The organism is Leucobacter luti, from assembly GCF_004217175.1.
Lineage (GTDB): Bacteria > Actinomycetota > Actinomycetes > Actinomycetales > Microbacteriaceae > Leucobacter > Leucobacter luti.
In genome coordinates this window covers 528,348-552,369 of the sequence record NZ_SHKI01000002.1, presented here as the reverse complement: position 1 = coordinate 552,369, position 24,022 = coordinate 528,348, and the positions used below count along the sequence as shown (strand labels likewise).

Here is a 24,022-nt window from a genome sequence, read left to right as displayed (position 1 = left end):
CTGCGGCGCTGCGCTGGCCCGGCGGCGGCGCACGCTTGGCCGCCGCCGGGCCGGCGCACGGGCGCTAGTTCGGCGCGTGCACGCCGTTGTTGCTGCCGAAGTCGGCCTTCGCATCGAACTTCTGGCGGCTCAGCGACACGTCGCCGAGCACGCTGCCCGGCACGATGTGCTGCCGGATCGCACCGACCGTGCGGTCGGTGCGCGCCCCGCCGCCATAGGGGTCGCTGTAGATCGTGCCGTCGGCCGTGGGCACCTGCGCGAGTGTGAGTTCCCCGAGGTAGAAGTCGCGCTGCGCGCCATTGAACGGCGAGCGGGGGTCCGTGTAGTCGAACCGCTCCGTGTCGCTGAGCCCGGCCCAGAGGTAGTCGGTGGCCGGGCGCTCCGCGTACCAGGCGAGGTCGAGCGGGCGGCTGATGCCGTTGGCGGTCGCCGTGCTGGCCGTCGCGTCGTACAGCCGGCTCGGATTGCGGATCCCAAACCAGGGATCGAACGCCGCGAACACGGTCCCGTCAGCGCTCACGATCTTGCTGTCGCTCTCCCACAGCTCGTAGAGCGTCCAGTCGGTCGGGTTGTTGCGCACGCAGTCGGTGGTCGGGATGATGCGGCGGCCGCCGTCCCCCGCGGGCAGCAGGCTTCCCACGGTCGGGATTGCGGTGTCTGGCGCGCAGGTGCCAAACATCTCGTTCGCGTTGCCGAAGCGGGTGAGGATGGAGGTGATGATCTCAGTACCGTCCGTGCAGCGCGCCGCGAACTCGCTCTCGTGCGCGTTGTTCGAGGTCGCGTCGGGTGACCAGCTGCCCTGGTGCTGTTTGATGAGCACGTCGCACACGAGCTGCGAGCCGTCGGCCAGGCGCAGCCAGTTGCGGTGTGCGTCGAGCATCTTCACGTTGTTTGCCACGAACACCTTGTGTCCGGCGTTGTCTTCGTGCCGCATGGCCATACCGCCGTGCTCGTGGCCGTAGTTCTCAAGTTCCTCGCTGGTGTATCCGAAGGGCAGGCCGACCGGCTCGCCCGCGACCAGGTCGTCCGGGGCGTAGAACGCCGCGACCCAGTCGAAGATCTCGGAGGTGCTCGGGTCGGCGCCGTGCTCGTGACCGAAGCTGCAGAGCTCGCCGGTTGCCGGATCGGTGACCTGGGCGGGGTGCCACGTCGGGTAGATCTTCCCGTCGGGGCCGACGGTCTGGTAGCTCGCGTGGAGCTCGGCCGGGCAGGTGTCCACCGCGCTCGGGACCCAGTTGCGCTCGGCGTACGCTTTCGAGGCCCCGCGCACGGGCGCCTCGGGCTCGGGCTCGGGCGCTGGTGTGGGCTTCCGAAGCGTGATCGTGGCGGTGTGCGCGATCGCGTCGGGCTTCGTCTCCGTGAGCGAGACCGTGTACTTTGCCGCGGTGGTGGTCAGCTTCGCCGCCTGCGCCGCGGTGAGGGTGAGCTTCACCGTGGTCGCGCCCTTTTTTGCCTGCACCTTTCCCTGGACGAGTGTCTTTCCGCCGAGCTGCAGCTTCGCGGTCCCGGCGCACCCGGCAGCGGCCGCGCAGCTGAGCCGCAGCGGTAGCACGCGATTCGACTCGACCGTGTAGCTCGCGGTGGTCACTTTCACCTGCGCCTTCGCCGGCTTGAGCGTGGCGCTCTGCGTGAACTTGGCGGAGCTTGGCTTCGTGGTCGCTCCCGAGATCTTGAGCTTCGCGCTCCCGCGCTTCACGAACGCCCGGTAGTCGGCGGTGCCGAGCTTCCAGTTCAGCGTCTTCGCGCCGCGGGCCGCCACCGAGTACTTGAGCGTCTTGGTGCCGCCCGTCGCCAGCTTGAGCGAGAGTTTCCCTGCGCACGCCTTTGCGGAGGTGCAGGCGACCGCCACGCTGACCACCCGGTCGGTGCCAACGGTCGCCTCCGCAGTGACGCGCTGCGGGGCTGCGGCGAGCGCGGGTGCGGGGCTCGCGACCAGGCCAGCGAGCGGCACGAGCGCCGCGAGGGCGAGGATCGCGACCGCGCGCCCCCGGCTCGCGCGTCTCCCCCGTTGGTGGGTCACACTCGTCGCTGTCATCTGCGCTCCTGTCGCTCGCGTCGCCGGCTCTGCGCCGGCGAAAAACAGTTCATCCTATCTAGCTAAGGCAAGCCTTAACAAGATCAGATGTACGTGGTGTTTCGCGGTGTGCCCCGGCCGGCAGCGCGCCCCTGCCTGGCGGGGCGCCCAGTCTCGCAGCGCAACCCTGACCTCGCACCGTCGGGCCCGAGCTCGCGCAGGAGAAAACACCTCAGGCGGGCCGATTCCGAAGAATCGACCCGCCTGAGTGCGGTCTTCCTGCGCGAGTGCGCGCGGGGCCGGGGCTACGCGACCGGACGGTCCTCCGGCAGCGCCGGGGTGGCCGCCGGGGTCTCGCGCAGCGAGCCCGGCGCCTCGAACGCGGCGGCGTAGCCGAGCAGCTGCGGATCCGCGTAGGCGGCGCCCGCGAAGGTGAGCCCGATCGGCATGCCGATGTCACTCATGTTGCCCATCGGCACGGTCACCGTGGGGATCCCCAGGTGCCGCAGCGCGTAGTTGCCATTCGAGAAGAACACGCCATTCGACCAGGCGTGATCCGCGGCGGCCGGGTCCCGCTCGGCGTCCTCGCGCCCCACGTCGGCGTTCGCGGGGAACACCACCCCGTCGAAGCCCTCCTCCTGAAGCCAGCGCTCGAAGAGGTCCTCGCGCAGGCGCACGAGGGCGCGCAGGCCGTCGGCAAAGTCGGCTCGCCTGCGCGGATCCGGCACGCCGCCGGGCACCTGCGCCATGGCGACCGTCGCGCGGTAGCGATTCGGGTAGTCCTCGACCTCCTCGTAGCGGTCGGGCAGCGTGCCCTCGGGCTGCGGGAAGATGCGCTCCGGATCAACGACGCCGAGGTTCGGGATCGCCGGGTCGGCGTTTGCGCGCAGGAAGTCGTCCCAGCCGTAGGCGAGGAAGTCGCTGAACTCGGTGTCCATCCACCCCTCGGGCAGCACGCCGAGTGCGCCGACGTTTTCCTGCCCCGGGCGATCACCCTCGTACTGCTCGATGAGCGGGAAACCGGTCACCACGACCTCGGCGCCGAGTTCCTCGAGCCGGGCGCGGGCAACCGCGAAGCGCTCAAGCACCGACGGGCGGACGGCGATCGGGAAGCGGGGGTCTTCGCCGAGGTACATCGCGGGCACGGCGAAGCGCTTGCCGCGCAGCGCCGCGGGATCCGCCACCTCGCGGTAGCTCACGGGGCGATGCTCGCTCGGCAGCGGCAGCGGGACCACATCCTGGTTGCGCCAGAAGTCGCCGCGGGGGTTCGCGTCGTCCTGCACGAGCACGTCGAGCAGGCGGAGCATGTCGGGCATGGTGCGCGTGTGCGGCACGACGACGTCGCGGGCGGGGAACAGCGGCCAGTTGCCGCGGATCGAGAGGATCCCCCAGCTCGGGGTGTACGCGCACAGACCGTTGTTCGAGGCGGGGCTGCGGCCGGAGGACACGGTCTCCTCACCCATCCCAAATACGGCGAGGTTTGCGGCGGTGGAGACGCCCGAGCCGTTCGACGAGCCGGAGGCGTAGGCGGCCGCGAGGTAGTCGCGGTTGTAGGGGCTCTCGGCCCGGCCGTAGACCCCGCGCTGCATCCCCCCGTCGGCCATGGGCGGCATGTTCGTCTTCCCCACGAGTACCGCTCCGGCCTCGAGCAGCTGCGCCACCGAGAACGCGTCCCACTGCGCCACCAGCGTCTCGAACGCGGGCGAGCCCGAGGCGACCGTGAGCCCGCGCACCATGTACGAGTCCTTCACGGTAAACGGGACGCCCTCGAGCGCGCGCGCCTCCCCGGCCGCCCACCGGCGATCTGACTCGGCCGCGGCGGCGAGCGCGTCCGGGTTGGGCACGATGATTGCGTGCAGCCCGTCGGGGCCCTGATCGTAGGCGGCGGCGCGCGCGAGGTAGCGCTCGGTGAGCCACACGCTGGTGATTTCGCCGCTGCGCAGCGCCGCGAGCACGTCATCGATGGTGGTCTCGATCAGCTCAAATGTTGCGGTCGGGTCGCTCATGCACTTCCTCGTTCCTGTTCCGAACCGGTATCCTGAAAACAGTTTCAGTTTTAATGCGCGCGGTGTCAAGCCCGCCGCGCCACAGTCGAGGGGAGCCACATGGCCGAGGACACACGGGAGCGGATCCTCGCGGCCTGCGCCACGGTGATCGCGCGCAACGGGCTCGCCCGATTCCGCATGAGCGACGTGGCCCGCGAGGCAGGGGTGTCGATCGGCCTGCTCGCCTACCACTTCGGCGATCGCGACGGGCTCGTGCAGGCCGCCCTCGACGAGGTGACCGCGAGCGCCACGCGCCGCGCGCAGCTCACCCCCGAGGCGCACACGCCGGCCGCCCGCCTCACCGCGCTGCTCTGCTCGGAGTTTGGCGACGAGCCCGGCATTCGCGCCGGTTCCACGGTCTGGAACGAGGTGCGGGCGGCGGCCGTCTTCGACGCCGGGCGCGCGGCCGCGGTCGCCCGCTCCACCGCGGCCTGGCAGGACGGCATCGAGGCGCTCATCCGTGAAGCGCAGCCCGGCGCCAACGCCGCTGCCGCCGCACGCGCGGCACTCACGCTCACCGCGCTCGTTGAGGGCCTCTCGGGGCGCTGGCTCACCGGGCAGCTCGACGCGGCCGACGCGCAGGCGGCGGTGCGCGGTGCGCTCACCGCGCTCGGGCTCGGCGCCGGCGCGTAGCGGAGGTCACCACCCGAGCGGGCGGCTCCGGCGACTCGGTACGGCTCGCTGGCCCCGACGGCTCGGCCCAGGCCCGAGCCCCGGCGATTCGGTGCCGGCCCCGGCTACTCGATCCCGGCCACGCGCTCGGCCGCGAGCTGCCGCAGGATCTCTCCAAGCCACGTCACCGCGGGCGGCACGGGCCCGCGCCGCGTGACGAACGACACCCGCCGCTCCCCCAGATCCTGCACGGCGGGGCGCAGCACCACATCAAAGTCGGCGTCGACGGCGGCGGCCGTGGTGAGCGCGAAGCCAAGCCCCTCGGCCACGAGCCCGTGGATCATCGTGAGGTCGTCGGTGCGCATCACCTCGCGCACGGGGAGCCCGAGCGAGTGATACACCCGGCGGAGCACCCGGTCAGACGCCTCGTCGGGGTTGCGGCTGCACACCCATGCGACCTCGGCGAGCTCGGCGAAGTCAAGCACGTCCCGCGCACCGAGCGGGCCGCTGCGCGACACCATGACTCGGTACGGCTCCGACAGGAGCGTGGTGCGCTCCACGTCCGGTACCGCGAGCGCGAGCTCGTCGGACACGTCGTAAATGAGCCCGGCGTGCACCTCCCCGCCGCGCAGCAGGCGCAGCACTTCCGTGGGCTCGGCCTCGACGACCTCGACCCGCACCGACGTACGCTGCTGCAGCCGCGCGATCGCGGCGGGCATGAGCCGCGATCCGATGGAGGAGAAGGTTCCCACACGCAGGGTCACGACACCCGCGTCGCGCTGATCCGCCACCGCGCGCTCCGCCCGCTCGATGCGCGTGAACACGGGCGCGATGTCCGCCGCGAACGCCGCGCCGAGGGGCGTGAGGTGCGCGCCCCGCCGATCGCGGTCCACGAGCCGCGCGTTGAGATGGGCCTCGAGCGCGCTGAGGTGATGGGTCACCGTGGGCACCCCGTACTGCAGCGCTTCGGCGGCCTGCGTGAGGCTCCCGTGCTCGCGGATCGCGAGGAGGACGCGGAACTGCTGGAGCGACATCATGTCATATATACTATGTGACCACGCGCGAAAACATGATACTGCGCATAGGGTCTGGTTTCTTCTTACCCTGGAGCCATGCAGACCGTTTCCTCCGCGACCGATCCGGCCGCGACCGCCGACGCCGCCGTGACCTCCGACCCAATTGCGGACGCCACATTCACGACTCCCGTGACGGCGGAGATCCCCGCGCACCAGTTCGAGACGCCCTACGCGGACGCGCTCCGCTCGCTCGCCGGCCACGACTGGCAGCGCCTGCACGTGCCGGGTCACCAGGCGAGCGCCGCGAACGCCCCCGGTGTCGCGGGGCTCGTCGGAGAGGCCGCGCTCTCAATCGACTTCCCGATGCTGTTCAGCGGGGTCGATCAGGAAACGTGGCGCCTCGTGACCCCCGGTCGTATCACGCCGCTCATGCGCGCGCAGGAGCTCGCGGCAGAGGCCTGGGGCGCGAGCCGCACCTGGTTCATCACCAACGGCGCGTCCGGCGGCAACCACGTCGCCACCACCGTGGTGCGCGCGCTCGGCACCGAGCTCGTGGTGCAGCGCAGCGTGCACTCAAGTGTGATCGACGGGATCACCCACGTGGGCCTCACCCCCCACTTTGTCACCGGGCACGTGGACACCGGGCTCGGCTCGGCGCACGGCGTCACCGCCGAGCAGGTTGAGACCGTGCTCGCCGCACACCCGGCGAGCGCTGCCGTGTACATCGTCTCCCCCAGCTACTTCGGCGCGGTCGCCGACATCGCGGCGATCGCCCAGGTCGCCCACGCACACGATGTGCCGCTGATCGTCGACGAGTCGTGGGGCTCCCACTTCGGGCTGCACCCGCGCCTGCCCGTCAACGCGGCGCGGCTCGGCGCCGACCTCATCGTGTCGAGCACGCACAAGGCGGTCGGCTCGCTCACGCAGTCGGCGATGATCCAGCTCGGCAGCGGCCCGCACGCCGCGGCGCTCGAGCCGCTCGTCGACCGCGTGGTCCGCTCGCACCAGTCGACGAGCTGCAGCGCCCTGCTGCTCGCGTCGCTCGACGAGGCGCGCAAGAACATCGTGACCCGGCCCGAGCTCGTGGAAGAGGCGCTCGCCACGGCCGAAGAGATCCGCCGCCGCGTCCGCGCCGACCGCCGCTTCCGCGACGCGACCCCGGACATCCTTGCGAGCCCGGACGCGGTCACCAACGACCCGTTCAAGATTGCAATTGACACGCGCGGGGCCGGGATCACGGGCAGCGACGCGCACTACCAGCTGCTGCGCGATCACCGCGTGTACGCGGAACTGTCCACGCCCTCCGCGCTGCTGCTGCTCGTTGGCGCGGTCTCCCCCGTCGACGTCGACCGCTTCTGGGACGCGCTTCAGGCGCTGCCGGAGGCGGCGATCGAGCCGGAGCGCCCGATCGTGCTCCCCGCGCCGTGCGAGCGCGCGATGGGGCTCGGCGAGGCGTTCTACAGCCCCGTCGAAGTGGTGCCGTACGAGGAGGCCGTCGGCCGCATCTCCGCCGACTCGCTCGCCGCGTACCCGCCCGGCGTCCCCAACGTGCTGCCCGGCGAGATCCTGAGCGCCGAGGTCGTCGCGTTCTTGCGCGCCACGGGCGCCGCACCCTCCGGCTACGTCCGCGGCGCGGCAGACCCGGCACTCGCCACGTTCAGGGTCGTCGCGTAGCGCCGACTACAATCGCCAGGTCACCCTTTCCCGCGCCGCACCCGGGCGCACCCGTCTCCACACAAGGGAGTGTCATGTCCACCACAGCCACCGCCTCGCCCACCGGCGAGATGCAGCGCGGCCTCAAAAACCGCCACCTGCAGCTCATCGCGATCGGGGGTGCGATCGGCACGGGGCTGTTCCTCGGCTCCGGCAAGCTCATCAGCGTGTCGGGCCCGTCGATCATCTTCGTGTACATGGTGATCGGTTTCTTCGTGTTCTTCATCATGCGCGCACTCGGCGAGCTACTGCTGTCGAACCTGAATTACCACACCTTCGGGGACATCGCGAAGGACATGCTCGGGCCCTGGGCCGGCTTCTTCGTCTCGTGGAACTACTGGTTCTCTTGGGTGATCGCCTGCGTGGCAGACATCATCGCGATCACCGCGTACGTGCAGTGGTTTAACCCCGAGATCCCGAGCTGGTTGCCCGCGCTCATCACCGCCGGCGTGCTGCTCGTGCTCAACCTGCAGCCGGTCAAGTACTTCGGCGAGACCGAGTTCTGGTTCGCGATCCTCAAGATCGTCGCGATCCTCAGCCTGATCGCGGTCGGGATCGTCCTCGTACTCACCGGCTTCACGAGCCCCGAGGGGACGCAGGCGTCGTTCGCGAACCTCTGGGAGCACGGCGGCATGTTCCCCATGGGTGCGAGCGGCTTCGTACTCGGCTTCCAGATGGGCATCTTCTCCTTCATCGGTGTTGAGATGGTGGGCACCGCGGCGGCCGAGACCGAAAACCCGCGCAAGACCCTCCCGAAGGCGATCAACTCGATCGTGCTGCGCATCCTGATCTTCTACGTGGGCGCCCTCGCGATCATCATGAGCGTCACCCCGTGGAACCAGATCGAGGCAGACAAGAGCCCGTTCGTGACCACGCTCGCGCTCGCCGGCTTCGGCCTGGCGGCCGCCGCGATCCAGCTCGTCGTGCTCACCTCGGCGGCGTCGAGCGCCAACGGCGGGCTGTACTCAGGAACGCGCATGCTGTTTGGGCTGTCAAAGGACGGGCACGCGCCAAAGTCGTTCGCGCTCACCGACTCCCGCGGGGTGCCGCGCGGTTCGGTGTTCTTCACGAGCGTGTTCCTGTTCGCCGCGATCCCCCTGCTGTTCGCGGGTGACGGCGTGGTGGCCGCGTTCACCTTCGTGTCGTCGATGTGCGCCACGATGATCCTCTTCACCTGGGGCTCAATCGTGGTGAGCTACATCGTGTACCTCAAGCGCTACCCCGAGCGGCACGCGGCCTCGAAGTTCAAGCTGCCCTTCGCGCGGATCGCGCCCTGGCTCGTCCTCGCGTTCTTCGTGTTCATCGCCGGCACGCTGCTCTACGGTGAGGACACCCGTCCGCCGTTCCTCGCGACGCCGTTCTGGTTCGTGCTGCTCGCAATCCTGTGGCAGCTCCGCAAGCGGAAGCTGCGCCGCGAGGGCCGACCACTCACCGCCGCGATCCCCCTGCCGGACACGCACGAGTAGGCGGGGCGCGCGCGGCCGCTCACCCGCATCCGACCACGGCATCGCGCCGCGCGCGCACTGAGGAGCCACCGCGCCTGCCCGCGCGCCCGCCCCGCGTGAGTACACTCGGGAGCAGACACCGGGATGGGAGCCGACATGACCAACACCGCGCCTTCGGGCACGCACGACGAACTGCAGCGGGGGCTCTCAAACCGGCACCTGCAGCTGATCGCGATCGGCGGCGCCATCGGCACCGGCCTGTTCCTCGGCTCGGGCAAGGTGATCAGCCTCACCGGCCCGTCAGTGCTGTTCATCTACGCGATCATCGGCTGCATGATGTTCCTGCTCATGCGGGCGCTCGGCGAGCTGCTGCTCTCAAACCTCAATTACAAGACCTTCGGCGACATCGCGAAGGACCTGATCGGGCCGTGGGCCGGATACTTCGTCTCGTGGACGTACTGGATCACCTGGGTGGTGATCTGCGTCGCCGACATCATCGCGATCACCAGCTACGTGGCGTACATCAACGCCTCGATCCCCACCTGGGTGCCCGCGCTGATCACCGTCGCGGTGCTCACGATCCTGAACCTGCAGCCGGTGCGGTTCTTCGGCGAGTTCGAGTTCTGGTTCTCCCTCATCAAGATCGTCGCGATCCTCGCCCTGATCGTCACCGGCGTGGTGTTGCTCGTGAGCGGCTTCGAGAACCCGGACACGGGGACCCGCGCTGAGCTCAGCCACCTGTGGGACCACGGCGGCATGTTCCCGTTTGGCGCCAGCGGCTTCCTGCTCGGGTTCCAGCTCGGCATCTTCTCGTTCATCGGGGTCGAGCTGGTGGGCACCGCGGCCGCGGAGACCAAGGACCCACACCACAACCTGCCGCGCGCGATCAACTCGATCGTCGTGCGCGTGCTGATCTTCTACATTGGCGCGCTCACCGTGATCATGGCGATCACCCCGTGGGACAAGCTCGATCCGGATCAGAGCCCGTTCGTGACCACGTTCGCCTACGCCGGGTTCGCCGCGGCGGCGTTCGCGATCAACATCGTCGTGCTCACCTCGGCGGCATCGAGCGCAAACTCGGGCTTCTACTCGGGCACGCGCATGATGCACTCACTCGCGCGAGACGGCCACGCACCCGGCGGCTTCGCGGTCACGGACTCGCGCGGCGTCCCCCGCAAGGCGGTGTTCTTCTCCACGGTGTTCGTGTTCTCCGCGGTCCCGATCCTGCTGCTCGGCGACAGTGTGATCGAGGCGTTCACGTTCGTGACGTCCGTGGCCTCGACGTTTATCCTGTTCACCTGGAGCATGATCGCGATCAGCTTTATTCAGTACCTGCGCAAGCACCCGGAACGGCACGCCACGTCGAAGTTCCGCACACCGCTGCCCCGCATCGTGCCGTGGGTGGTGCTCGCGTTCTTCGCGTTCATTCTCGTGACGCTGTTCCTCGCCGACGACACCCGCCTGCCGCTGCTGTTCACACCAATCTGGTTTGTCGCGCTCGCGGTGATGTGGCAGTTCACCAAGCGGAAGCTGCTGCGGGAGGGGCGCCCGCTGACGGCGGCCGTCGAGCTTCCCGACGCCGCGGAGCACTAGGCCCCGCTAGTCCGCTTTCGTCTCCCGGTACTCCTCGATCGAGGCGTTGAAGCGGTGCAGCAGCTCGGCGAAGGTGTTCACGTCGCTGGCGGGCCAGTCCGCCATGATGCGCTCAAGGGAGCGCACCGAGTCGTCGCGGGCGTCGCGGAGCCGGGTGCGGCCCTGCGCCGTAAGAGTGAGCTTGCGCGCGACCCCACCGGCTGGGTCGAGGATGCGCTCAAGCAGCCCCGCCTTGATCGCGACGGTGGTCTGACGCTGCAGCGTTGACGCGTCGAGCCTGAACGCCGCGCTGAGCTCGCCGATCGACATGGGCCCCTGCCCGTCGAGGCGACTCATGAGCAGGTATGTGCTGCGATCGAGCCCCTGCGCATGCGGGTGCTGGGCGATCGTGTAGCGGCTGAGCAGCATCTGCTCATACTCAATATCTGCGATTCGGCGTTCAGTCACGGCGCTCCCTTCGATGCACTCAATTCTACGCGAACATGTATGATGCACTTCATATGCATTCTACACATTCAAAATCGCAGCCGACGGCCTCCCCAGCCGGGCCCACCGTCCCTAACCCCGCGGCCGACGCGGCGGCGGGTGGGCGCGGCCCGCGGCGCGCCGGCCTCGCCATCGCGGTTCTCGCCTCCGCCGGCATCGCGTCGTCGATCACGCAGACGATGGTCACCCCGCTCATTCCGCGCTTCCCGGCGATCTTCAACGCCCCCGCCGCGACGACCGCCTGGATCATCACGGCAACGCTCCTCGCCGCCGCCGTCGCCGTGCCGATCTCCGGCCGCCTCGGCGACCTGTTCGGCAAGCGCCGCATGATCCTCATCCTGGCGCTCCCCCTCGTGGTCGGCGCGCTCGTGTGCGCGGCCGCGCCGAACGTCGAGACGATGATCGTGGGCCGCGCGCTGCAGGGCCTCGGCTCGGGCATGGTACCGCTGGGGATCGCGATGCTGAGGGACCTCGTGCCGCGCGAGCGCCTCTCGTCGGCGATCGCCACGGTCAGCGCAACGCTCGGCGTCGGCGGCGCGATCGGCATGCCCATCTCCGCGGCGGTGGTGCAGTTCGCCGACTGGCGCGCGCTCTTCATCGGCAGCGCGGTGATCACGCTGATCGTGATGCTCGCGATCTGGAAGCTCATCCCGGCGCTCCCCGCGGGGGCCGCGGGTCAGCGCTTCGACTGGATCGGGGCGATTGGGATCACGATCGGACTCGTGGCGCTCATGCTCGCCGTCTCGCAGGGATCCTCGTGGGGGTGGAGCGCGCCGCTCACGCTCAGCCTGTTCGGCGTGGCCGCGATCGCGCTCGGGCTCTGGGGCGTGTGGGAGACGCGCACCACCGATCCGCTCGTCGACCTGCGCACCGCCGTCATCCCGCGCGTGCTGCTCACCAACATCGCCTCGATCTTCGTGGGATTCGGCATGTACGCGAGCATGCTGGTCATGCCGCAGCTGTTGCAGCTTCCGTCGCAGACCGGGTACGGCCTCGGCCAGTCGATCCTCGCCGCGGGCCTGTGGATGGCGCCGGCCGGGCTCATGATGCTCCTGCTCTCCCCCGTCGGCGGCCGGCTCAGCGACACGCGGGGGCCCAAGTTCACGCTCGTGCTCGGTGTGCTCGTGCTCGCACTCGGCTACGGGGTCGGCCTGCTCTGCATGGGCAGCACCTGGGGGCTGCTCGCCACGAGCCTCGTGATCAACAGCGGGGTCGCGCTCGCCTACGGCGCCATGCCGGCGATCATCATGAGCGCGGTGCCGCGCAGCGAGACCGCGGCCGCGAACGGCTTCAACACCCTCATGCGGTCGATCGGCACCACGGTCGGGGCCGCGGTGATCGGGCTCGTGCTCTCGCAGATGACCACTACGCTGGGCGGCGAACCGGTGCCTTCGGAGGCGGGCTTCAAGCTGGCGCTGCTCCTCGGCGCCGGCATCTCCGTTGCGGCCGCGATCATCGCCGCCTGCATCCCCGCATCGCGGGTGCCGGCCCCGGTGCACCGGGTGCCAGCCGCGGCTCCACACCCGGAACGGGCCGCGTAGCGGACGTGCCCCCGCGCCGCGCCCCCGCCGCACCAGCGCACCCGGGAGCGGCACCACACTGCGGTGCCGCTCCCGGGTCTGCTGCGCAGGCTGCGCGGCCTGCGCTGGCTGCGCGACTTGCGCAGACCGCACTGACTACGCGGTGGGCCCGCCGGCCGCGTGCCGCGCGAGAGTGATCTCGTGCGCCTCGCGCTCCGTCTCAACGTTTGGCTCCGAACCCGAGAGCGGCTTGCCGGCGGTCTCGGGCAGGAAGCAGATCGCGATCAGCCCGACCACCGACATCCCCATGAGGTAGAACGCCGCGGCTGAGGGGCTCCCCGTGGCGCGCACGAGGGTATCGATCACGAGCGGCGCGGTGCCGCCGAACAGCGCGATCGAGATGTTGTAGGAGACCCCCAGGCTGGTGTTGCGCGAGGCGGTCGGGAACATCGCCGGGTACGTCGAGGCGAGCGTTCCCATGTAGAGCGCCACCGGGATGCCGATCAGCGCGAGCCCGGCCACAATCGCGACGGGCGAGTTCGCACCGATGAGCGCGAACGCCGGGTAGCTCAGCACGATAATCCAGATCGCGGCTGCGAAGAGCACCGGCTTGCGGCCCACGCGATCTGAGAGCAGCCCAACGAACGGCATCAGGCAGGCCATGAGCAGCATGAGCGGCAGCGAGAACAGGTTGCCCTGGATCGCGTCGTGTTCGAGCACAGTGGACAGGTAGGTCGGCATGTACGAGGTGAACGCGTACCCGGCCGAGTTGGCAGCGGCGACGAGCAGGATCACCAGCAGCATCGGGCGCCAGTTCGCGGCGAACACGCGCAGGGGGTTGACCCGCAGGCTTGCGCCGGCGTCACCGCCGCGCTCGGCGGCGAGGGCGGCGAAGTGGGGGGTCTCCTCGACCCGCATCCGCAGGTACACCGCGACGAGGCCGAGCGGGCCCGCGATCAAGAACGGAACACGCCACAGGCCATCCTCCATCGCCTGCTGGCCGAACGCGATCTGCATCGCCGTGACGATCGCAGCACCGAGCACGAAGCCGAGGTAGCTCCCCGCGTCGAGGAACGCCGCGTAGAAGCCGCGCCGACGGTCCGGCGCCGACTCGCTAATGAACGTGAGGGCGCCGGTGAACTCGCCGCCCGCCGAGAAGCCCTGCAGGATCTTGAGCGCGACCAGCAGCACCGCGGCACCCGCCCCGATCGTCGCGTGCCCGGGGAGCAGGCCGATCAGGAAGGTGGCGACGGCGACCAGCGTGAGGGTCATGAACAGCACCCGCTTCCGGCCGATCTTGTCGCCGAGCCAGCCAAAGAACAGCCCGCCGAGCGGCCGGAAGAGGTAGGTGCTCGCGAAGGTGCCGAGCATGAAGATGACCTGCGTGGCGCGGTCGGCGTCCGGGAGGAACACCGGGCCCAGCGTGACGATGAGGTAGCCAAACACGCCAACGTCGTACCACTCCATGACGTTGCCGACGAACGTTCCGCGCACAGCGCGGCGCAGCTCGCGCTTGCGGACCACGTTGACGGTTCCCGTGTCGAGCGGCGGGGCGACCCCCGGTGCGGTGGTGTGCATAGCAAAACTCCTTTGTTGCTGATGGTAGGGCGTGGGCGGCGCGACGGCTGCGCGCGGCCGGGGTGTTAGCGGGTCGCCGGCTCCTGGCCGAAGACCGCGAAGTAGTAGCAGAGGTAGGCCGCGAGGGTGGCCGTCATGTCCTGGTGGTCCGTCATCGGGTTCACCTCGGTCACCGCGAACGAGTCGCAGTGCGGGGCGAGCGCCGCGACCGTCTCGAGCGCCTGCCGCGAGGTGATGCCGCCCGGTTCGAGCGCCCCGGCGCCCGGGGCGTGCGCCGGATCGATCGCGTCGATGTCGAACGAGAGGTGTACGTGATCGGCGCCGGCGACGCGGTCCAGGATCCGCGCGATCGCCGCGTCGGAGCCGATCCGGTCGAACTCCGCCGCGGTGATGCGCGCGAGCCCGGAGTCGTTCAGGTAGCGCTGCGACGCGGGGAAGTTGAAGTGCCGCAGCCCCACCTGAATGCTGTGCTCGGTGCTCGCGCGGGGCAGTTCGAGCGAGCGCCGCATCCCGCTCGACTGGCTGTGCGTGCCCTGCTGCACGTTCACGTCCATCACGTCGAGGTGCGCGTCGAAGTGGATCACGGCGACGCTGCCGGTGGTCGCGTCGTGCAACCCCCGCGTGCCGGCGAAGAGGAAGCAGTCGTCGCCGCCCAGCAGGATCGGGACGTTGCCGGCGCGGACGCTCTCGCTGACGCGCGCGCTCGTGTTCGCGAGCGTGGCCATCAGGTCGTGCGCCACGACCTCGGCGTCGCCGCCGTCCGACAGCGCCGGCGCCCCGTGCAGCTGCCCGGTCTCCAGCGAGAACACGCTGCCGTCCTCGACGCGCTGCGTGATCCACCCGAGCGCGTGCCGGATGCGATCGGGGGCGTACCGCGACCCCGGGAACCCGAGCGTCGAGGCCCCGTCGTACGGTGCGCCGATAATCTCGAACGTTCGGGCGGCGGGTGCAGGCATGGTGTCTCCTCGGGTGATCTGGTGTCGTGCTCTAGCCTGACGCGCCCCGGCTCGCCCCACAATCGCGGTATACGCGAACTCTTGAGTGATTTTCACTACTATCGTGAAGCATGGCCCCCACGCTCGCGGATCTCCTTGCCGACCCGGCGCTCGACCTCAGCTGCGCCACCGGACACGCGCTGCTCCACCGCCGGGTGGCTCATGTCCACGTCGCCGAGGTGAGCGACCCGAGCCCGTGGCTTGCAAAGGACGTGCTGCTGCTCACCACCGGGCTCATCGACCGCTCCCCCGCTGAACTCGACGCGTTCTTCGCCGCGCTCGCCGCCCGCGGTATCGCGGCGGTCGGCTTCGGCGTCGGCCTGTTCGTCGAGGACGTGCCCCCGGCGTGGATTCGCGCGGCCGACGCCCACGAGATCCCGCTGCTCAGCATCCCGCTCGCCACCCCGTACATCGCGGTGTCGGAGTTCGTGTCGCAGCGCCTCGCCGACCGGCAGCTCGACCAGGTGCGCCGCATGCTCGACGTGCAGCAGCGGCTCGCGTACTCGAACGCGACCCCGGACCAGCAGCTGCGCGCGCTCGAGCAACTCGCCGAGCAGCTCGAGGCAACCGTTTTCTGGATCGCGGCAGAAGGGATCCGGTACACCGAGCACGGCGGCGGCGAACTCTCCCAGGCCGAGCTGCGCGCCCTCACCGACGAGCTATCCCGCCATATGGCGTCGGGCCGCGCCAGCGGGGCCGCGGCAATCGGTGGCCTCTTCGTGCACCTCGCGAGCACCGCTGGATCGCCACTCGCGGTGGCGCGGCGCCGCCGCTACACCCCGCTCGAACAGGGCCTCATCGGCTCGCTCGCCACCTTCATCGACCTCTCCCGCGACACGGCCGCGCTGCCTGGACTCGCGGCGTCGCTGCGCGAGCAGCTCATCACCGAGGCGATCACCGGGCGCATGAGCGCAGATCCCCGGCTGTTCGAGACCCTCTTCCCCGGTACGGCGCTGTGCACGGTCGCGTTCCTCGGTCCGGCCCCGCACGCGGGCGCCGCGCGCCGCGAGCCGGCGGCCGGCCTGCTGCTGAAGTCGTTCCTCGCCGCGGAGCTTGCCGCGGGGGCTCCCGCCGCAACGCCCCTGCTCAGCACGGTCGACGACGGCTTCGTCCTCGTGCTCCCCGCTCTGCGGGACGTGCCCACGGCCGAGGCAATCGAGCGCTTTCTGCGCGCCGAGACCGGCGCGCTCGGGGCCTGGCGCGCCGGCGTGAGTAGCACCGGCACGCCGGGCGGCGTGCTCGCCCTCAGCGCGGAGGCCCGCCGGGCACAGCAGGCGACGGCCGGCCGGCCGGAGCTGCGGGTGCTGCGCGCCGCCGAACTGGAACGGGCCGACCTGCTCACCGCGTGGCTTGCCGACAGCGGCGAGGCGCCGGTATTCGAGGTCTGGCGCGCGCGACTCGCCGAGCTCGATCCCGCCACCGGAAGCCGGCTCCTCGCCGCCGTGCACGCGTTCCTGCTGGCAAACGGCGGGCTTGAGCGCGCGTCCGAGGCGCTCGGGGTGCACCGGCAGACGCTGAACACGCGGCTCCGGGACGCGGAGCGCGAGCTCGGCGTCTCCCTCACCGACCCCACTGAGCGGGCGCTGCTGTGGCTCGCGTTCGAGACGGGGGCGCTCCCGACGCAGCCGGCCGCCTGAGCCCGGTCCGGCACGGGAGCGCGCCCGGCGCCCGCCGCGCCGGAGCTCGCACCGCGAGCCCCGGCGCGCGGCGTCGCTTAGGCGAACGCGGAGACGCCCGTGATGTCGCGCCCGATAATGAGCGCCTGCACGGTCTCCGTTCCCTCGTAGGTGTGCAGCGCCTCAATGTCGGCGAAGTGCCGCGCCACGCGATTCTCGAGCAGGATCCCGTTGCCGCCGAGCAGGTCGCGCGCGTTGCGCGCCATGTCCCTGGCGGTACGGGTGGCCGTGTACTTGCCGAGGGAGGCGCCGGGCCCCGAGAGCTCACCGCGCTCCTCCGCGCGGGTGAGCTGCATCAGCAGCGCCTGCAGCGTGGTCAGCTGGCTCAGCATCTCCGCGAGCCGCGCCTGCACGATCTGCGAGGCGGCGAGCGGGCGGCCGAACTGCACCCGCTGCTTCGCGTAGTGCACGCTCGACTCGTAGACCGCGGTGGCCTGCCCGAGCGCGGCCCACGCGACGCCGAGCCGGGTTGCCTGCAGCACGCGCGCGGTGTCGGCGAACGAGTTGGCGCCCGGCATGCGAGCGGCCTCGTCGACCTCCACGCCGTCGAGCTCGATGTTCGCCTGCCAGATCGCGCGCAGCGACACCTTGCCGTCGATCGTCGTGGCACGGTAGCCGGGCGCGTCCTGCGGCACCAGGAACCCCTGCACCTTGCCGTCGTCGCCCCGCGCCCACACGACCGCCAGGTGACCCACGCTGCCCGAGCCGATCCACTTCTTGTGGCCCGTGATCCGGTAGCCGCCCGGCCGGGACTCAGCGCGGGTCTCCAGGCTCACTGAGTCAGACCCGTGCGTGGGCTCGGTGAGCGCGAATGCGCCGAGCTCGGTGCCGCGGGCGAGCGGCTCGAGCCAGCGCGCGCGCTGCGCCTCCGACCCGCACGAGGCGACCGAGCGGAGCGCGAGCCCGCCCTGCACGCCCACGATCGTGGCGATGGAGCCGTCCCCGCGGGCCAGCTCCATCGTGGTGAGGCTCGCGGCAAGGAGGCTCTGCTCCGGGAAGCCTGGGACGTCAACGCCATCGCGCAGCAGGTCGAGCTCGCCGAGCCGGGAGGCGAGGTGGAGCGGATACTCGGCGCGATCCCAGATGCCGGCGATGACCGGGCGCACCTCCTCCTGCACGAACGCGCGGGCGCGATCGCGGTAGACGAGATCCTCAGCTGACAGGTCGCGGAACACCCCCGCGACGTCTGGCTCGAGCGGCTCCCACAGCTCGTACTCGGGCTCCTGCGTGCCCTGCGGGATCGGTCCAGTTCCGGTCTGCGACATTGCTTGCGTCCTCTCCGCACCGTCGTGATGCCTTGCTCAGAGACTGCCTGAGACGGCGTACCACGTCAAGCGGCGCCAGCGACTCTTGGGGGAACGCACAATATACGCGCAGAGAAGATCCGGGAATGAAACTGAGTGCCACAATTGACTGTTGTGCTAGCTTCGGCGTATGAGCACGAAGTCGTCACCGCCCGTCGCCCCCTCGCACAGCGCCACCGCGGCGATCCGGCGACTCGCGGAGCGCGGGTACGAGGCGACGACCGCCGAGGACCTCGCGGACGCCGTGGGGATGAGCCGGAGCACGTTTTTCCGGCGCTTCGGCAGCAAGGACGACGTGGTGTTCTCAGACCACGACCACGCGCTCGCCCAGCTTGAGGTCTTCCTGGGCGCCACCGCGCTCCCGCCCGGAGAGGCGCTCGTGCAGGGCACCGCCGACGTGCTGCGGCTCCTCACGCGGGATCCGGAGGCCGCTCGGCTCCGGTTCGAGCTCATGCGGGTGACCCCCGCGCTCCGGGACCGCGAGCTCGTGATCACGCACCGCTACGAGCGGGTGTACGCTCGCTTCCTGCGGGAAGTGACCGGACCCGAGACCCCCGGCTGGGTGGCGCCGGCACTTGCCGCCTCGCTCGTCGCGGTGCACAACGCGACCCTGCGCGACTGGCTGCGGGGCACGGTCACGGACGCGCCGGGCACGGTGACGCGAGACCTGCGCCGAGTGGCCGGGCTCTACGACCCGTGGCTCGACCCGAGCGGCTCCGACGCGCGGCGCCGGGTGGTCGTGGCGGTGTACGACGCCGCGGGGTCACCCGACGCGATCCTCGACGCCGTCGCCGCGCAGCTCAACGGCGGCTAGTGACCGCGCGCGATCCACTCGTCGAGCTGTGGGGCCTCCGCACCGATCGTGGTCGTGTCGCCGTGCCCGGTGTGCACCACGGTGTCGGCCGGGAGCGTGAGCAGGCGCTCGCGGATCGACTCGATGATCGTGGGGAAATCACTGTACGAGCGGCCCGTCGCACCGGGGCCACCGTTGAACAGGGTGTCCCCCGTGAACACCGCGGTGAGCTCGGGCGCCACGAAGCTCACCGAGCCGGGCGAGTGCCCGGGCGTGTGCGCGGCGGTGAGGGTTACCCCGGCGACCCCGAACTGGGCGCCGTCCGCCAGCTCGGCATCTGGCGCCGCGTCTGGGTAGACCGCGTCCCACAGCATCCGGTCGGCCGGGTGCAGGTGGATCGGTGCGCCGAGCGCCGCCGCGGTCGCGCGGGCGGCCCGAATGTGGTCGTCGTGCCCGTGCGTGAGCAGCACGGCGAGCGTGCGGCGCTCCCCCACCGCGGCAACGACGGCCGCGGTGTCGTGCGCCGGATCGATCACGATCACCTCGGCGTCGTCCCCGACAAGCCAGACGTTGTTGTCGACGTCCCAGGTCCCGCCGTCGAGCGAGAACGTGCCGCTCGTGACGAGCCGCTCAATGCGCGCGCCCATCAGAGCACCACCACCGAGCGCAGGACGGTGCCGTCGGCCATCTTCGCGAACGCGGCCTCCACGTCGCCGAGGCCGATCCGCTCGGTCACGAAGCCGTCGAGGTCGAGGCGCCCGAGCTTGTACTGGTCGATGAGCATCGCGAAGTCGCGGCTGGGCAGGCAGTCGCCGTACCAGGACGACTTCAGCGAGCCGCCGCGCCCGAACACGTCGAGGAGGGGCAGCTCGAGCTTCATCTCTGGCGTTGGCACCCCCACGAGCACCACGCGGCCCGCGAGATCGCGCGCGTAGAACGCCTGGGTGTAGGTCTCCGGACGACCGACCGCGTCGATCACCACGTCGGCGCCGAAGCCCCCGGTGAGCTCCTGGATCGCGGCGACCGGGTCGGTGCCGCGCGAGTTCACCGTGTGCGTGGCCCCGAAGCGGCGGGCCTGCTCAAGCTTCGCGTCGTCGATATCGACCGCGATGATCGTGGTCGCGCCCGCAAGCTGGGCCCCGGCGATCGCCGCCGTGCCCACGCCGCCGCAGCCGATCACCGCGACGGATTCGCCGCGCTGCACGTCACCCGTGTTGATCGCGGCTCCGATGCCGGCCATCACGCCGCACCCGAGCAGCCCCACGGCCGCCGCATCCGACTCCTCGTCGATCTTGGTGCACTGGCCGGCCGCGACGAGTGTCTTCTCGATAAACGCGCCAATCCCCAGCGCCGGCGACAGCTCGGTGCCGTCCTCGAGCGTCATCTTCTGCGTCGCGTTGTGCGTGTTGAAGCAGTACTGCGGCTGCCCCTTGGCGCAGGCACGGCACTGCCCGCACACGGCGCGCCAGTTGAGGATCACCCGGTCTCCGACCGCCACCTCGGTGACGCCCGCGCCCACCGCCGCGACCCGCCCCGTCGCTTCGTGGCCGAGGAGGAACGGGAACTCATCACTGATCCCGCCCTGCTGGTAGTGGAGGTCTGTGTGGCAGACGCCGCTCGTCAGCACATCGACGACCGCCTCACCGGGGCCCGGATCCGGCACCAGTACGGTCTCAATCGTCGCCGGCGCCCCCTGCGCCCGCACTACTACGCCCTGTACCCGATACGCCATGTGGTGTCCCTCCGTGTTCGCCTCGTTGCGCGCTTGGCCGCCCCGCCGGGGCGCCGCGCCGTCCGTCAAGGGTATCGAGCCGCACCCCGCCGCGGCCACCCCGCCGCGCGCGGTTCGGGCGACCTGAGCGGGCTCGCAAGCTGCGATAATCGAAGCGATGAAGACGCACGAGGTGGTCATTGCTTGGGTCACCGGGGAACTCGCGAGCGGACGGCTCAGCGTTGGGGACCGGCTCCCCGGGGAGCGCGCGCTCGCCGAGACGCTCGCGGTGTCGCGCAGCTCCCTGCGCGAAGCGCTTCGCGTGCTGGAGGCGCTCGGAACGGTCACGTCAGCGACCGGCTCCGGCCCGCGCGCCGGGACCATCATCTCCGCGGACCCCGGGCAGGCGCTCGGCCTCGCGCTCACGCTGCAACTCGCCACCAGCCACGTCGAGTATCGCGACATCTACGAGGTGCGCGTGCTCCTCGAAACCTGGGCGGCGCAGCACTCGGAGGCGGCCAGGCTCGACGTCACTGCGGCGGAGCGCCTCCTGCTCGCGATGGCGGATCCGGCGCTGTCACCCCGCGAGTTCATCGCGCTCGACGCCGAGTTTCACGCGGTGCTGGCAGGGTCCGCCGCAAACCCCCTGGTGGGCACGCTCGTCGACGCGATGCGGCGGTCGATCGAAGACCACGCGACCGCGCTCGCGGAGGCGATGCCCGGCTGGCCGGCGCTCACGGCGCGACTGCGCGCCGAGCACGCGACGATTCTTGAGCACCTGCGGCGCGGCGACCGCGCCGCAGCCGTGGCGCTGATTCGGGCGCACATCGAGGGGTTCTCGCGCGACAGCGCCGCGGCGGATCCCGCTTGACGATCCCGCGCAGCGGTCATACTATGACAGTGTGGTCAGACCACACTCGGCGGCCCCACGGCGCCGCGCACCGCGGAATATCGATCTGATCAGCCTTCCGCGGCCCACGAACCGCACCGGGGTCCGAGCACACGAAAGGACTCCGCGTGAAGCGCCAATTCCCCCGCCCGGCAGAACTCCTCGAGCTCATGCAGTTCAAGGCCCCTGAGCTGAACGGGAGGCGCCGTCGCCTCGACGCGGCACTCACCACCTACGACCTGCGGCGAATCGCCCAGCGCCGCACCCCGAAAGCGGCCTTCGACTACACCGACGGCAGCGCCGAGGCCGAGATCTCGCTCGCCCGCGCACGGCAGGCGTTCGAGGACATCGAGTTCCACCCCGACATCCTCCGCCCCGCCGCGCACGTGGACCCCAGCGTTGAGATCCTCGGCGGCCCCTCGGCACTGCCGTTCGGGATCGCTCCCACCGGCTTCACCCGGCTCATGCAGACCGAGGGCGAGATCGCCGGGGCCGGGGCAGCCGGCGCGGCGGGGATCCCGTTCACGCTCTCAACGTTCGGCACCGCCTCGATCGAGGACGTCCGGGCCGCGTACCCGGGGGGCCGCACCTGGTTCCAGCTGTACGTGATGCGCGACCGCGACGTCTCGTACGGGCTCGTCGAACGCGCCGCCCGCGCCGGCTACGACACCCTGTTCTTCACGGTCGACACCCCGATCGCCGGCAACCGAATGCGCGACACGCGCAACGGCTTCTCCATCCCACCGCGCCTCACCGCGCGCACGGTACTCAACGCGATCCCGCGCCCCTGGTGGTGGTTCGACTTCCTCACTACCCCCAAGCTCGAGTTCGCGTCGCTGACGCGCACGGGCGGAACCGTGGGCGACCTCGTCGGCGCCGCAATGGACCCCACGATCTCGTACGAGGACCTCGACGTGATCCGCGAGCTCTGGCCGGGCAAGATCGTGGTGAAGGGGGTGCAGAACCTTCCCGACGCGGTGCGCCTCATCGACCGCGGCGTCGACGGGATCGTGCTCTCGAACCACGGCGGACGCCAGCTCGACCGCGCCCCCGTGCCATTCCAGCTCCTGCCGCGGGTGGTGCGCGAGGTGGGGCGCGACGCGACCGTGATGCTCGACACGGGGATCATGAACGGCGCGGACGTGGTCGCTTCGCTCGCGCTCGGCGCGAAGTTCACCCTCGTGGGTCGCGCCTACCTGTACGGCCTCATGGCCGGCGGGCGCGAGGGCGTGGACCGCATGATCGCGATCATGCGCAGCGAGATTGTGCGCACCATGAGTCTGCTCGGCGTCTCAAGCGTCGCCGAGCTTGAGCCGCGCCACGTCACGCAGCTCGCGCGCCTCACACGGGCCGAGCCACCGCGAAGCGAGTGAGGTCGAGCGGTGCGCCGTTCACTCCCGGCGTGCGTCCGGCAACGAGATCGGCCACCACCTCCCCCGTGGCGGGCCCGAGCGACAGGCCGTGCATGTTGTGCCCGGTCGCAACGATCACCCCGGGGATCTCAGCCACGGGGCCGAGCAGCGGCAGCCCGTCCGGGGTCATCGGCCGCGCGCCCACCCACTCGTCGCTTCGGTCGCCCCACTCGCCGCCGTCGAACACGCGCGCGGCCGACCGCGCGAGCAGCTCGAAGCGATCCGGGTGCGCGCGCTCGGGCACGGCGTCAAACTCCATCATCCCGGCGACCCGAAGCCGGCCCCGCATGGGCGTGAGCACGCAGTGGCGGTCGACCGAGTGCACCACCGTGCGCGGCATGCGCGCTACGGGCACCGTAAAGCTATAGCCCTTGCCCGAGACGACGGGCGCCGCGCGAATCCCTGAAGCGCGCAGCAGCGGGGAGCTCCACGCCCCCGCCGCGACCACCGCCCGGTCGCCGGTGAACCGCCGCGGCTCCCCCGAGGCGTCGCGCCCCACCACCGTCACGCCGTCGGTGCCGGTGGCGCCCGGCGCCACGCGCTCCGCGGTCACCCCCTCCAGGATCTCCGCGCCGGACTCGACCAGGTGCCGAATCAGCCCCGCAACGAAGCGCACCGGATCGAGCGAAAACTCGCCCGGCAGTTCGAACGCGCCGCGCACCTCGGCCGCGAGCGTCGCTTCACGCGCGCGCAGCTGCTCCCCCCGGAGCAGCGGCCCCGGCGCGGTGCCCCAGCCGAGCGCGGCGCGGCGCGCAAACCCGGCGTGTGCGGCGCGCAGCTCCGACTCGTCCGAACCGGTGAGCAGAAACCCCTCGCCGCCGCCCGATACCTCAACACCCTCGCCTCGCAGCCGCTCAAGCGCCGGCATGATCCCCGCGGAGAACTGCGCGAGTGCGGCCTCCCCCCGCGCAAACCGCGTCGCGGACGAGGCGCGGAGAAACCCGATCCCGAAGCGCAGCAGGCGCGGCAACTGCACCGGGGCGATCGACAGGTAGGAGGAGCGGGTGAACACGCCGCGGACGATGTCGCCCGCGGTGCGCGCCGAGGCGAGCGGTGCGACCATCTGCGGGGTGAGCTCTCCGGCGTTCCCCGTTGCGGCACCGGCTCCCAGGTGGTCCCGCTCGATCACGGTGACCCGGTGCCCGTCTCGCAGCAGCGCGGCCGCGGAGCTGAGCCCGATCAGGCCACCCCCGACGACGAGGACGTGTGCGCGGCCCACC

19 protein-coding genes are annotated in these 24,022 nt (G+C 70.9%); 9 read left to right on the top strand and 10 right to left on the bottom strand.

What is annotated here, in order from left to right:
- Nucleotides 1-64: 64 nt before the first annotated feature.
- Both EV139_RS02305 and EV139_RS02300 read right to left on the bottom strand, forming a co-directional pair.
- Nucleotides 65-2,035, bottom strand: a complete 1,971-nt coding sequence (locus tag EV139_RS02305; RefSeq protein ID WP_130452687.1) for a hypothetical protein — start codon at nucleotides 2,033-2,035, stop codon at nucleotides 65-67.
- Between the two features lie 284 nt (nucleotides 2,036-2,319).
- Nucleotides 2,320-4,020, bottom strand: a complete 1,701-nt coding sequence (locus EV139_RS02300; RefSeq protein ID WP_130452686.1) for an amidase — start codon at nucleotides 4,018-4,020, stop codon at nucleotides 2,320-2,322.
- A 99-nt stretch (nucleotides 4,021-4,119) separates the two neighbouring features.
- Between EV139_RS02300 and EV139_RS02295 the strand changes: the two genes are divergently transcribed.
- Nucleotides 4,120-4,692, top strand: coding sequence for a TetR/AcrR family transcriptional regulator (locus EV139_RS02295; RefSeq protein ID WP_130452685.1), 573 nt, complete (start codon nucleotides 4,120-4,122; stop codon nucleotides 4,690-4,692).
- Nucleotides 4,693-4,796: 104 nt separating this feature from the next.
- Here the strand turns inward: EV139_RS02295 and EV139_RS02290 are convergent, their stop codons facing one another.
- Nucleotides 4,797-5,708: a LysR family transcriptional regulator gene (locus tag EV139_RS02290; protein ID WP_198677416.1), complete on the bottom strand. Its 912-nt coding sequence runs from the start codon at nucleotides 5,706-5,708 to the stop codon at nucleotides 4,797-4,799.
- Nucleotides 5,709-5,783: 75 nt separating this feature from the next.
- On the opposite strand from EV139_RS02290, the gene EV139_RS02285 reads away from it, so the two are divergent.
- The 3 genes from EV139_RS02285 to EV139_RS02275 all read left to right on the top strand — a co-directional run bounded on the left by EV139_RS02285 (nucleotide 5,784) and on the right by EV139_RS02275 (nucleotide 10,438).
- Nucleotides 5,784-7,361, top strand: a complete 1,578-nt coding sequence (locus EV139_RS02285; RefSeq protein WP_130452684.1) for an aminotransferase class I/II-fold pyridoxal phosphate-dependent enzyme — start codon at nucleotides 5,784-5,786, stop codon at nucleotides 7,359-7,361.
- Between the two features lie 74 nt (nucleotides 7,362-7,435).
- Nucleotides 7,436-8,866: an amino acid permease gene (locus EV139_RS02280; RefSeq protein WP_130452683.1), complete on the top strand. Its 1,431-nt coding sequence runs from the start codon at nucleotides 7,436-7,438 to the stop codon at nucleotides 8,864-8,866.
- Nucleotides 8,867-9,001: 135 nt separating this feature from the next.
- The gene (locus tag EV139_RS02275) at nucleotides 9,002-10,438 is read left to right on the top strand and encodes an amino acid permease (RefSeq protein ID WP_130452682.1); all 1,437 of its coding nucleotides are present in this window, start codon (nucleotides 9,002-9,004) and stop codon (nucleotides 10,436-10,438) included.
- 6 nt (nucleotides 10,439-10,444) lie between these two features.
- On the opposite strand, the gene EV139_RS02270 is transcribed toward EV139_RS02275, so the two are convergent.
- Entirely contained in the window at nucleotides 10,445-10,885 is a 441-nt protein-coding gene (locus EV139_RS02270; RefSeq protein ID WP_241988940.1) for a MarR family winged helix-turn-helix transcriptional regulator, read from the bottom strand.
- A 53-nt stretch (nucleotides 10,886-10,938) separates the two neighbouring features.
- Here EV139_RS02270 and EV139_RS02265 point away from each other — a divergent pair, with 53 nt between their 5' ends.
- A complete protein-coding gene (locus tag EV139_RS02265; RefSeq protein ID WP_130452681.1) occupies nucleotides 10,939-12,465 on the top strand; it encodes an MFS transporter in 1,527 nt (508 codons plus the stop codon).
- A gap of 135 nt (nucleotides 12,466-12,600) precedes the next feature.
- Here the strand turns inward: EV139_RS02265 and EV139_RS02260 are convergent, their stop codons facing one another.
- The gene (locus EV139_RS02260) at nucleotides 12,601-14,022 is read right to left on the bottom strand and encodes an MFS transporter (RefSeq protein ID WP_130452680.1); all 1,422 of its coding nucleotides are present in this window, start codon (nucleotides 14,020-14,022) and stop codon (nucleotides 12,601-12,603) included.
- Between the two features lie 65 nt (nucleotides 14,023-14,087).
- Nucleotides 14,088-14,978 carry an arginase family protein gene (locus EV139_RS02255; RefSeq protein WP_130452679.1) on the bottom strand — a complete coding sequence of 297 codons (891 nt, stop codon included), beginning with the start codon at nucleotides 14,976-14,978 and terminating at the stop codon, nucleotides 14,088-14,090.
- A gap of 110 nt (nucleotides 14,979-15,088) precedes the next feature.
- Here EV139_RS02255 and EV139_RS02250 point away from each other — a divergent pair, with 110 nt between their 5' ends.
- Entirely contained in the window at nucleotides 15,089-16,654 is a 1,566-nt protein-coding gene (locus tag EV139_RS02250; RefSeq protein WP_130452678.1) for a PucR family transcriptional regulator, read from the top strand.
- A 77-nt stretch (nucleotides 16,655-16,731) separates the two neighbouring features.
- Here EV139_RS02250 and EV139_RS02245 read toward each other — a convergent pair whose 3' ends face one another.
- On the bottom strand, nucleotides 16,732-17,958 hold the full coding sequence (locus EV139_RS02245) for an acyl-CoA dehydrogenase family protein (RefSeq protein ID WP_130452677.1): 1,227 nt from the start codon (nucleotides 17,956-17,958) through the stop codon (nucleotides 16,732-16,734).
- Nucleotides 17,959-18,127: 169 nt separating this feature from the next.
- On the opposite strand from EV139_RS02245, the gene EV139_RS02240 reads away from it, so the two are divergent.
- A complete protein-coding gene (locus tag EV139_RS02240; RefSeq protein ID WP_130452676.1) occupies nucleotides 18,128-18,811 on the top strand; it encodes a TetR/AcrR family transcriptional regulator in 684 nt (227 codons plus the stop codon).
- Here the strand turns inward: EV139_RS02240 and EV139_RS02235 are convergent.
- On the bottom strand, nucleotides 18,808-19,437 hold the full coding sequence (locus tag EV139_RS02235) for an MBL fold metallo-hydrolase (RefSeq protein WP_130452675.1): 630 nt from the start codon (nucleotides 19,435-19,437) through the stop codon (nucleotides 18,808-18,810). The two genes, EV139_RS02240 and EV139_RS02235, sit on opposite strands and share 4 nt — an antisense overlap.
- Nucleotides 19,437-20,522, bottom strand: a complete 1,086-nt coding sequence (locus tag EV139_RS02230) for an S-(hydroxymethyl)mycothiol dehydrogenase (RefSeq protein WP_130452674.1) — start codon at nucleotides 20,520-20,522, stop codon at nucleotides 19,437-19,439. The genes EV139_RS02235 and EV139_RS02230 overlap by 1 nt, the downstream gene beginning before the upstream one ends.
- 157 nt (nucleotides 20,523-20,679) lie before the next feature.
- Here EV139_RS02230 and EV139_RS02225 point away from each other — a divergent pair, with 157 nt between their 5' ends.
- Nucleotides 20,680-21,372: a FadR/GntR family transcriptional regulator gene (locus tag EV139_RS02225; RefSeq protein ID WP_130452673.1), complete on the top strand. Its 693-nt coding sequence runs from the start codon at nucleotides 20,680-20,682 to the stop codon at nucleotides 21,370-21,372.
- 188 nt (nucleotides 21,373-21,560) lie between these two features.
- Nucleotides 21,561-22,763, top strand: a complete 1,203-nt coding sequence (locus EV139_RS02220) for an alpha-hydroxy acid oxidase (protein WP_130452880.1) — start codon at nucleotides 21,561-21,563, stop codon at nucleotides 22,761-22,763.
- Here EV139_RS02220 and EV139_RS02215 read toward each other — a convergent pair.
- Nucleotides 22,732-24,021, bottom strand: a complete 1,290-nt coding sequence (locus EV139_RS02215; RefSeq protein ID WP_130452672.1) for an NAD(P)/FAD-dependent oxidoreductase — start codon at nucleotides 24,019-24,021, stop codon at nucleotides 22,732-22,734. The two genes, EV139_RS02220 and EV139_RS02215, sit on opposite strands and share 32 nt — an antisense overlap.
- Nucleotide 24,022: the final 1 nt, after the last annotated feature.

Bases quoted from the DNA above. Each gene is read 5' to 3' on its own strand.
- EV139_RS02300 (WP_130452686.1), bottom strand. From the start codon at position 4,020: ATGAGCGACCCGACCGCAACATTTGAGCTGATCGAGACCACCATCGAT.
- EV139_RS02295 (WP_130452685.1), top strand. From the start codon at position 4,120: ATGGCCGAGGACACACGGGAGCGGATCCTCGCGGCCTGCGCCACGGTG.
- EV139_RS02245 (WP_130452677.1), bottom strand. From the start codon at position 17,958: ATGTCGCAGACCGGAACTGGACCGATCCCGCAGGGCACGCAGGAGCCC.
- EV139_RS02275 (WP_130452682.1), top strand. From the start codon at position 9,002: ATGACCAACACCGCGCCTTCGGGCACGCACGACGAACTGCAGCGGGGG.
- EV139_RS02290 (WP_198677416.1), bottom strand. From the start codon at position 5,708: ATGATGTCGCTCCAGCAGTTCCGCGTCCTCCTCGCGATCCGCGAGCAC.
- EV139_RS02240 (WP_130452676.1), top strand. From the start codon at position 18,128: ATGAGCACGAAGTCGTCACCGCCCGTCGCCCCCTCGCACAGCGCCACC.
- EV139_RS02285 (WP_130452684.1), top strand. From the start codon at position 5,784: ATGCAGACCGTTTCCTCCGCGACCGATCCGGCCGCGACCGCCGACGCC.
- EV139_RS02220 (WP_130452880.1), top strand. From the start codon at position 21,561: ATGCAGTTCAAGGCCCCTGAGCTGAACGGGAGGCGCCGTCGCCTCGAC.
- EV139_RS02260 (WP_130452680.1), bottom strand. From the start codon at position 14,022: ATGCACACCACCGCACCGGGGGTCGCCCCGCCGCTCGACACGGGAACC.
- EV139_RS02305 (WP_130452687.1), bottom strand. From the start codon at position 2,035: ATGACAGCGACGAGTGTGACCCACCAACGGGGGAGACGCGCGAGCCGG.
- EV139_RS02280 (WP_130452683.1), top strand. From the start codon at position 7,436: ATGTCCACCACAGCCACCGCCTCGCCCACCGGCGAGATGCAGCGCGGC.
- EV139_RS02265 (WP_130452681.1), top strand. From the start codon at position 10,939: ATGCATTCTACACATTCAAAATCGCAGCCGACGGCCTCCCCAGCCGGG.
- EV139_RS02235 (WP_130452675.1), bottom strand. From the start codon at position 19,437: ATGGGCGCGCGCATTGAGCGGCTCGTCACGAGCGGCACGTTCTCGCTC.
- EV139_RS02250 (WP_130452678.1), top strand. From the start codon at position 15,089: ATGGCCCCCACGCTCGCGGATCTCCTTGCCGACCCGGCGCTCGACCTC.
- EV139_RS02230 (WP_130452674.1), bottom strand. From the start codon at position 20,522: ATGGCGTATCGGGTACAGGGCGTAGTAGTGCGGGCGCAGGGGGCGCCG.
- EV139_RS02225 (WP_130452673.1), top strand. From the start codon at position 20,680: ATGAAGACGCACGAGGTGGTCATTGCTTGGGTCACCGGGGAACTCGCG.
- EV139_RS02255 (WP_130452679.1), bottom strand. From the start codon at position 14,978: ATGCCTGCACCCGCCGCCCGAACGTTCGAGATTATCGGCGCACCGTAC.